Origin of the sequence: Vibrio genomosp. F10 str. 9ZD137, assembly GCF_049974785.1 — a bacterium.
Taxonomy (GTDB): domain Bacteria; phylum Pseudomonadota; class Gammaproteobacteria; order Enterobacterales; family Vibrionaceae; genus Vibrio.
On the sequence record NZ_JBNGCJ010000371.1, the window covers coordinates 1 to 8,735 of the forward strand.

Genomic DNA, 8,735 nt, shown 5'->3' on the forward strand with positions numbered 1-8,735 from the left:
AACAGCGTCATCACCATTGAGTGGCTTGCGTCACCAATTACGTTCGCAACGCCAAGGGTTGAAATCGGCGCCAAATGCTTCAAACGATCAGCCTACGGGATCGCCAAGAACAACCCCACAAGTTCAGGACTCACGACCAAAAAAGCCTAGAGCGGCATCCGCTAAATCAGAAACTGTCCTTGATCGTGTGGCTAAAAAGCACTCAGGAACAGCGCCGGTGTCGCTAAGTTCTCATTCCTCACTGATTGAAGGGGCTGAAAATGCTCAAACAAGTGGGGACGAACCTTACCAGTGGAAAGCGTCAAAGCCTATCGCGCCAAAGCAAGATAATGGACTCACACCCACTCAAATCAAAGCGGCTCTAGAGCACATCAAAACACCAGAAATGGTGGATAGGTTAATGAGTGAATCTATCGAGCAAAGCGAATGGGCTGCACTTATCCAAAAGCTAGAAACCGCAAAACTTGTTGAACAATTGGCTCTCAATTCATCGTATCGCCAAGAAGGGAATACAGTGAACTTAACGTTACGAAGTACGCAAGCGCATTTGAACACCGAACGAGCCTGTCAAGAATTACAGCAAGCGCTTAGCCGAGTGCAGGGGAACGAGTGTCAGTTGGTGGTTGAAGTGGGCGAGAGTGGTGAAACACCCTTAGAGTTGAGAGAAAAACTTTACCAAGGGAAATTGCAGCAGGCTTTTGACAGTTTAGCAGCGGACAACAATGTCCAGTTTATTGAAAAACGCTTTGCAGCGACCTTAGATAGAGACAGTGTCAGGCCTATTTAATTGAACACGAATTGACGATAAGCCAACGGAATTGACACTCAGATAATATAGAATCCGTGGGGTTGAATTTAAACAACGTCAACCCCATAAATAACGAAACACCCAATAACCAGAGAGACGCGAATGTTTGGTAAAGGCGGTATGGGCAACATGATGAAGCAAGCCCAGCAAATGCAAGAGCGCATGCAAAAGCTTCAAGAAGAAATCGCAAGCATGGAAGTGACCGGTGAAGCTGGTGCTGGCCTTGTTAAAGTAACGATCACAGGCAGCCACAGCACTCGTCGTGTAGAAATTGACGAGAGCTTAATGGAAGACGATAAAGAGATGCTTGAAGATCTTATCGCAGCGGCATTTAACGATGCAGCACGACGTGTAGAAGAGACTCAAAAAGAAAAAATGGCGAGTGTAACTGGCGGTATGCAATTACCACCAGGTATGAAGATGCCGTTTTAAAGCTCAAGCTTATTGTCATTAGCTTTTTGAACTAAATAAGCGAATTATAGATGCGTACCAGTCATATGCTGGAGCATTTGATGGAGGCCTTACGTTGTCTGCCTGGGGTTGGCCCCAAGTCGGCACAGCGTATGGCCTTTCATTTGTTACAGCGCGATAGAAAAGGCGGCTTACAGCTTGCCGATGCACTCAGCCAAGCCATGACCGAGATTGGTCACTGCACCGAATGTCGAACCTTTACAGAAGAAGAGGTTTGTCATATTTGCAGCAATCCTAAACGTCAAGCTAATGGCTTGCTCTGTGTGGTTGAAAGCCCTGCCGATATTGCAGCAGTGGAAGCAACAGGGCAATTCTCTGGACGATATTTTGTGTTAATGGGGCATTTGTCACCATTAGACGGGATTGGCCCCAGTGATATTGGCCTAGATATGCTTGATTTTCGCCTTCGTCAGAAGGACATTACTGAAGTGATTTTGGCGACGAACCCAACGGTTGAAGGGGAAGCCACAGCGCAATACATTGCTGAGCTTTGCCGAGAATATCAGGTTTCAGCGAGTCGCATTGCACACGGTGTCCCAGTCGGTGGTGAACTTGAACTCGTGGATGGCACGACCTTGTCTCATTCACTGTTAGGCAGACACAAGCTGTAGCATTAAGTCGCTCTCAAAAGAATGTCACAATCAAAAGACAAAAAAGCCGCTATCAATGATGTTATTTCATCGGATAGCGGCTTTTATTTTGTCTCTCTTTTACAGCGGGTTAGTCTAGGTGACCTGTCTCATAAAAGGTATCGAGCTTGTCTAAATACGGCCTTAAATCGCCAATATTATCCGCGACCCATTTCTCATCGTAATACGTATCTAAATAGCGCTCTCCACTGTCACATAGCAGAGTGACGATCGATCCCGTCTCTCCGCGTTTTTTCATCTCACTCGCTAACTGAAGCACACCAAAGAGATTGGTACCTGTTGAAGCACCCGCTTTACGGCCTAGGATATTTTCTAGCCAGTGAGCCGTGGCAACACTCGCTGCATCAGGAATGGTACGCATTTCATCCACCACACCAGGGATGAAACTGGGTTCGACACGAGGGCGACCAATGCCTTCTATTTTACTTCCGCAGTCACCTTTTATGGTGGCATCACCGGTCTTAAAATAGTCGTGGAATACCGAGTTTTCAGGGTCTACCACGCAAAGCTTTGTATTGTGTTGTTGGTAACGAATAAATCGACCAATGGTTGCTGACGTACCACCAGTACCTGGGCTCATCACAACCCAGTCAGGTATGGGGTGATCTTCACGTTCCATTTGGCTAAAGATCGAATTAGCAATATTGTTATTACCGCGCCAATCGGTAGCACGTTCCGCGTAAGTGAATTGATCCATATAGTGACCATCTAGCTCTTTTGCCAAGCGGTATGATTCGGCATAGATTTCGTCAGAACGGTCAACCAGATGTGCTTTCCCACCGTAAAATTCAATCTGTTCGATCTTTTTAATCGCAGTACTTTTGGGCATGACCGCAATAAATGGCAAGCCAAGAAGACGAGCAAAATAGGCTTCAGAAACCGCGGTGCTGCCGGAAGATGATTCGATGATCGTGGTTTTTGGGCCTACCCAACCATTGCAGATCGCGTACAAAAACAGAGAACGTGCTAAACGGTGCTTTAAAGATCCCGTTGGGTGTGTACTTTCGTCTTTAAGATAAACATCGATGCCGTCGATACTGGGTAACTCAAGCTTAATGAGGTGGGTATCTGCAGAGCGCTGAAAGTCGGCTTCAATTTTACGGATCGCATTGTTAATCCAGTTATGATCAGTACACATAAGGTGATTCCTTCGATTTGGTATGTTCATAATTTAACTATAATTGAAGAGAAAAACTTTGCTTATTTACCTGTGTAATTTAATAATAATAGAATTATTTACTCCAAAACTGGATTTTGTCGAAATGAAACTTGATGAGATAGATAAGCGACTACTAAGGCTTCTACAAGCCGATGGAACGATATCGCTGAATGACTTAGCGGAATCGGTCAATTTAACATCAACCCCATGTTGGAAGCGGCTTAAAAAATTGGAAGAAGCGGGAGTGATTGAAAAGCGAGTTGCCTTGCTAAACCCTGAACGATTAGGGCTGTCATTTACCGCCTTTGTTATGATCAAAACCAGCGATCACTCTCACGAATGGTATCGCCATTTTGTTGAGACCGCAGTTGAGTTTCCTGAAGTAATGGAGTTCTACCGGATGGCGGGTGAGTATGATTACATGCTCAAAGTCCTGGTTAAGGACATGAAGTGCTTCGATGAGTTTTATAAACGTCTGGTGAACAGTGTCGATGGCCTTTCGGATGTGACGTCGACCTTTGCGATGGAGCCTCTTAAATACACCACAGCTTTACCAATATAAAGCCCTAGCTGATTGAAGCTAAGAAGCCAGAAGCTAAGGCTTTATGCGAAGTAGTGCGTGCCATGATTACTGAGTAAATCGCATGACGCCTTCTTGGACGGCACTGGCGACTAAGTGACCTTGACGATTGTAGATTTCCCCACGAACCAAACCTCGAGTGTTACAAGCGGTTGGGCTATCAATAACAAACAGCAGCCATTCATCCATTTTGAATGGGCGGTGGAACCAAATCGAGTGATCAATCGTTGCCACTTGGAACTTGGGTGTCATTAATGACACTTCATGAGGGTGAAGAGCGGTGACCAAAAATCCCCAGTCAGACGCGTAAGCCAACAAATATTGGTGGATGAGTTGGCTGTCGGGCATGTCGCCATTTGCTTTCATCCAAAGGTATTGCTTTGGCTCTTCTTTTTTCGGGTTTAGCGGGTTTACGATAGTCACAGGGCGCACTTCAATGGCTTTATCGCCACAGAAAATCTTCTTAAGCTTTTCAGGTAAAAGGTGCTCTACTTGTGCCGCGAGTTCGGTTTCAGACACATAGTTTTCAGGGCCAAGAACCTCTGGCATGGTGTTTTGATGTTCAAAACCAGGTTCATCGCCATGGTAGGAAGCAGTAAGGTAAAAGATAGGGCGACCATTCTGGATGGCTTTCACTCGTCTTGTGCTAAAGCTTTTGCCATCACGCAGGTTTTCTACATCGTAAATAATGGGTTTTTCGGGATCGCCAGGGTAAAGAAAATAGCTATGAAATGAGTGCACGGTTCTATCTGAAGGAACCGTATATCGTGAAGCTGAGAGTGCTTGTCCAATCACTTGCCCCCCATATACTTGAGGCAAACCGAGGTTTTCACTTTGACCTCTAAAAAGCCCTTCCTCTAGTTTCTCTAACTGAAGAAGACTTAACAGTTCTTTCAAGGCGTTACTCATTAATTTTTGACCTTATCTGATTTTTATACTAAACATTACTCATAAGATGGTCGAAATTCTAACACAGTCAAAAAATTGTCAGCATCTTATGTTTCACCGTGACAGGTTATCAAACCGGGCATACAATTGCTTCGATTTTACTATTTTAAGAGAGATTTTATGAAAAAGGCACTACTGGTTATTATGTCGATAATGTTCGGCGCTGCATTAGTGGGTTGTCAATCTTCAGAGAAACAGATGGGTGCAAGCCATGCTGAATCTATCACGGGTACGGTCTCTTACCGTGAGCGTATAGCTCTTCCCGAGAACGCGCTGGTGACGGTCACGTTGCAAGATGTCTCATTAGCTGATGCACCAGCGGTGGTCATTGCTAAGCACCGTTTTGAAACCAATGGTTCACAAGTGCCGTTCAATTTTGATTTGGCCTATGACAGCAATAAAATACAGCAGAGACACACTTACAGTGTTAGTGCTCGTATCGAAGTGGACGGAAAGTTACGCTTTATTACCGATACCCGATATGCAGTGATTACGGACATGAAAAAAACACAGAATGTTGATCTTCGACTCATTAGTGTTCGTGCAGATTAGGTGTAGGTGCAAATTGTACATTTAACGAAGTTTATCAATGGCATTGGCTGAAAGACGCTGCTTTATTTGTTGTGAAGACGGTATCAACAGTTGTCATTATGATTGTCACTATGTTTGCCGCTATGGTTGCCATTGATAAACGCTCATTTTAATCTTTCCTCTCTCACTGACCTCAACCCCTTCTCTTAATAACTTCTCTTTTTGTCTTTGTAACGCATCACCGGTTAATGAAATCTTTCCTTGACTATTGACGACACGAAACCAGGGTAAGCGCGTATCTTTTGGCAAGTTAGAGAGAACTTTGCCTACTTGCCTTGCATAACCAGGGTAGCCAGCTAATTTTGCGACAACACCATAGCTTGTTACTTTCCCATGTGGAATTTGGTGAATTACTGCAAAGATTTGAACTGAAAACTGATCCATACTGGGTGGGTCCTAGAGTTGAAGTACCACGGATAGGTACAAGGAGAGCTCATGATATTCTCAACATTTCAGTTCTTAATTACAACACTCTTAGCGGCGATATGTGCACGCGCTTTGAGCTTAAGTGGTGGCGAAGTTCCTATTATAGCTTTTGTCATTCCCGCTTTATGGATACTCCCACAAGGAGGTGTCGCTGGCCTGGCTCTATTAGCTGCGATGACCAGTTACGCTCTCACTCTAGCAAGTCAGCCATTCTCTCTTTCAGTGAGCGTATGGATGTTGTTTCCCCTGCTCATGGTGATCTTTTCAAAACGAAGCAGTTTGGCTGTTATTTTAACAACGTCTCTGATTGTGATTTCCCTTCAGGTTGGCATCATGCTCACCCAATCTTCGGGTAAGTTAGGCGGAAGTGCTTTGTTAACCTTCGTTCAGTTGCTTTCTATTATTGTTATCTGGTGGTCTGCTACTCATTGGAAACGATCCGATAAGCACAGTTGGTGGGTGCTGTTGTTTATTTTTCCGTTATGGCTTGCGGGGTTGTCTTACGCGATTCTGATTTCATTGAGTATTATTGGAATCATTGCTTCGTTTGAAAGCCTTGACCGATTCAAAGGGTTTAAATGGAACAAACTGCTTTGCTGGTCATTGCCCGCAGTAGGCTTTGCTGCTTTGGTGGTGACACCGAATGTTGATGTGCCCAAGCCCGTGTTTGTGGTTTGGATTTGCTTGTTAGGAACCGCCTGGGTTACCGATTATATGTTGCGTAGCATGGAAGAGTCGCAACAGTTGTAATAGTGTCTTAGATCCGATTATTAAACTAAAGTTTTACCTTCACGGTTGACGATGTTGCATATATGTAATACATAACTATGTTTTTTACATGCATAAAAATTACGGCGGAAAAATGAATAGGCAATACCGAAGTGGCGTCATGGTTCTTATACTGATTCACCTTATCTCTTTTGCTGTTCATGCAAGCCCTCTCGTCGGTGTAAAAAAGTCAGACCGATTAACCGTTTCTACAGAGGCGGATGATATTGTCACACGAGTGTTGTTTGACAACATTGGTGATAAATTTGGATTAAAAATTGACTACATCGATCAGCCCAATTTCGATGCCATTCTTAACTCTGTTGAGAGCGGTGAAAGTGATTTTGCAGCGAATGTGACTTACACCGAGTCTCGTTCGCAACGTTTCGATTTTTCTCAACCAACCAACATTGAATATACCTACCTATATAGTTACGAGTATCTAGAACTGTCTGAAATATCAACACTCGGCGTACCTGAAGGCACAATTTACTCCGATCTGATTTCCATTAATTATCCCTCAATCGAGCTGGTTTTATATAACGGGCACGATCAGGCTTTTCAATTGCTTCATTCGGGTGACGTTGACGGTGTTATTGATGCGATTAATCAACTCAAGCCTCTGTTACTTAAGGGGTTAAATGCACAATTACTCAATGACCATTTGTCGATTCAACCTGTCTCTATTATCACCCCGAAAGGTAGACACCATGAATTGTTACCTAAGATTGTCGACTTTGTTCATTCTGCTCCCATTCAAAAGCAGCTAAGAGAATCGATAGAACGCTATCAGTTAGATATACGTACGCAAGCTCTTCGACAATCGGTTATCGATAGTAATGTTAACCTTTCTCGCACACTGAAAGTGAAGCTTGAGAACCTAAACCCTTACGCTTTTTATACAAGCGATGGGAGTGTACACGGCGTGAGTGCCGATTTAATGAAAAGCAGTTGTGAATTGCTGATGGTGAAATGTGAAATCGTCAGTACGGAAAATGAAACGTGGGAAAGTATGTACAACGATCTCAGAGATAAGAAGATCGATTTACTCGCCCCAGTCGCTATATCTGAGCAAAGAAAACCACTCATGTATTTCACCGATACGCACTATCAGTCAAAAGCTATTTTGATTAAGCGGGAAGGGTACAAAGACAATGTATATCGAAATGTAGCTGAACTGGTTATCGAGAGAATTGGGGTAATAAAGGATGGCTTTGTTCATGAATTATTTAGCCAATTATTACCGAATAAAGAGTTTGTCTTTTATGAGAGTACAGAAGATAAAATACAAGGGTTGCTCAACGGTGAGGTCGACTATATTACCATCAGCGTCAGCAACTTTAACCGAGAGTTGAAAAAAAGCGAGCACTTACTACCACTGGTGAAAGATGCATTGATCGGCGACTTTTACACCGTTGATATTGGCTTTGCTTTTCCGAAAAATGAATTTGGTGCTCAACTAGCACCACTCTTTGATCAAGCGCTAAAAATTATAGATGTAAAAAAAATACTGGCGAGATACGATTTGCAGCCAGATTGGCGCTCGACATTGGTGGCGGAAAAGCGCTTCGCGCGGAGAACGCAATGGCTGTTCACTCTAGTGATCGCCTTTATGTTGATTGTGAGTATGTACCTACATGTTCAATCTAATACCGACAATCTCACTCGTTTAAAGAATCGACGCGCATTGCACAGGAAATATCGAGCTGGTATTGGTGCGAACTTAACGCTGATTTACCTCGACATAAACAAATTTAAAGAGATCAATGACACCTATGGTCACGAAGTCGGGGATGACGTATTACTGCAAGTGTCACATAAAATTCGTAAAGTTTGGCGAGGGGGTTGCTATCGAATCGGTGGAGATGAATTTATTTTGGTGGGCTCCATCAAAGCTAAGCACTTACACACGATCGTCAGCATACTAAGTGAGGTTGACTACCATCACCTTAAACAAGGCATTCGATTGGATATCGATATAGCGATTGGTGTGTCTTCTCCTAGAACCCGTTTTATGTCGTTAGAAAGCGTTATGGATCAAGCCGATAAAGCGATGTACAAAGACAAACATGGTGAACAGCGTCATAAAGAAGCGGCAAATCAAGATTACTCGTCGAATGTGCAGCGCATTTAGACAAATTGGTCAAACACTAAACACTTGGTTGCTGTGTGAGTAAAATTAGAGACATACGACTTGCAATATAACGATTGATGGCTGATAATCCCACACGCTCTTAGTTAACACTAAGATACAGAATCTATGGAGGCCCTGGTCCTCCCGCAACACTAACTTGTGAACTCGGTCAGATCCGGAAGGAAGCAGCCGCAGCAGGC

Annotated in this window: 10 protein-coding genes and 1 other RNA gene; 8 read left to right on the forward strand and 3 right to left on the reverse strand. The window is 43.7% G+C overall.

Features of this window, described 5'->3' with window-relative positions:
• The 3 genes from ACP45E_RS08215 to recR all read left to right on the forward strand — a co-directional run.
• On the forward strand, window positions 1-787 hold a 787-nt coding region (locus ACP45E_RS08215), incomplete at its 5' end, for a DNA polymerase III subunit gamma/tau C-terminal domain-containing protein (protein WP_277815690.1).
• A gap of 123 nt (window positions 788-910) precedes the next feature.
• Window positions 911-1,240: a YbaB/EbfC family nucleoid-associated protein gene (locus ACP45E_RS08220; RefSeq protein WP_017035229.1), complete on the forward strand. Its 330-nt coding sequence runs from the start codon at window positions 911-913 to the stop codon at window positions 1,238-1,240.
• Between the two features lie 50 nt (window positions 1,241-1,290).
• The gene (gene recR, locus ACP45E_RS08225; protein WP_038126175.1) at window positions 1,291-1,890 is read left to right on the forward strand and encodes a recombination mediator RecR; all 600 of its coding nucleotides are present in this window, start codon (window positions 1,291-1,293) and stop codon (window positions 1,888-1,890) included.
• Window positions 1,891-1,999: 109 nt separating this feature from the next.
• On the opposite strand, the gene ACP45E_RS08230 is transcribed toward recR, so the two are convergent.
• On the reverse strand, window positions 2,000-3,067 hold the full coding sequence (locus ACP45E_RS08230; protein WP_017035231.1) for a PLP-dependent cysteine synthase family protein: 1,068 nt from the start codon (window positions 3,065-3,067) through the stop codon (window positions 2,000-2,002).
• Window positions 3,068-3,191: 124 nt separating this feature from the next.
• On the opposite strand from ACP45E_RS08230, the gene ACP45E_RS08235 reads away from it, so the two are divergent.
• Window positions 3,192-3,650, forward strand: a complete 459-nt coding sequence (locus ACP45E_RS08235) for an Lrp/AsnC family transcriptional regulator (RefSeq protein ID WP_017035232.1) — start codon at window positions 3,192-3,194, stop codon at window positions 3,648-3,650.
• Between the two features lie 66 nt (window positions 3,651-3,716).
• Here the strand turns inward: ACP45E_RS08235 and tesB are convergent, their stop codons facing one another.
• Window positions 3,717-4,577 (reverse strand): acyl-CoA thioesterase II, encoded by an 861-nt coding sequence (gene tesB / locus ACP45E_RS08240; protein WP_017035233.1) that lies wholly within the window; start codon window positions 4,575-4,577, stop codon window positions 3,717-3,719.
• A gap of 159 nt (window positions 4,578-4,736) precedes the next feature.
• Here tesB and ACP45E_RS08245 point away from each other — a divergent pair, with 159 nt between their 5' ends.
• Window positions 4,737-5,168 carry a YbaY family lipoprotein gene (locus tag ACP45E_RS08245; RefSeq protein ID WP_017038089.1) on the forward strand — a complete coding sequence of 144 codons (432 nt, stop codon included), beginning with the start codon at window positions 4,737-4,739 and terminating at the stop codon, window positions 5,166-5,168.
• 120 nt (window positions 5,169-5,288) lie between these two features.
• Here ACP45E_RS08245 and ACP45E_RS08250 read toward each other — a convergent pair whose 3' ends face one another.
• A complete protein-coding gene (locus ACP45E_RS08250; RefSeq protein WP_017035235.1) occupies window positions 5,289-5,591 on the reverse strand; it encodes an MGMT family protein in 303 nt (100 codons plus the stop codon).
• 51 nt (window positions 5,592-5,642) lie between these two features.
• Here ACP45E_RS08250 and ACP45E_RS08255 point away from each other — a divergent pair, with 51 nt between their 5' ends.
• The 3 genes from ACP45E_RS08255 to ffs form a co-directional block, all read left to right on the forward strand.
• Entirely contained in the window at window positions 5,643-6,383 is a 741-nt protein-coding gene (locus ACP45E_RS08255) for a hypothetical protein (protein WP_017038090.1), read from the forward strand.
• 112 nt (window positions 6,384-6,495) lie between these two features.
• Entirely contained in the window at window positions 6,496-8,535 is a 2,040-nt protein-coding gene (locus ACP45E_RS08260; protein ID WP_017038091.1) for a GGDEF domain-containing protein, read from the forward strand.
• Between the two features lie 133 nt (window positions 8,536-8,668).
• Window positions 8,669-8,735: signal recognition particle sRNA small type (ffs, locus tag ACP45E_RS08265), an RNA gene on the forward strand; the annotation flags it as partial.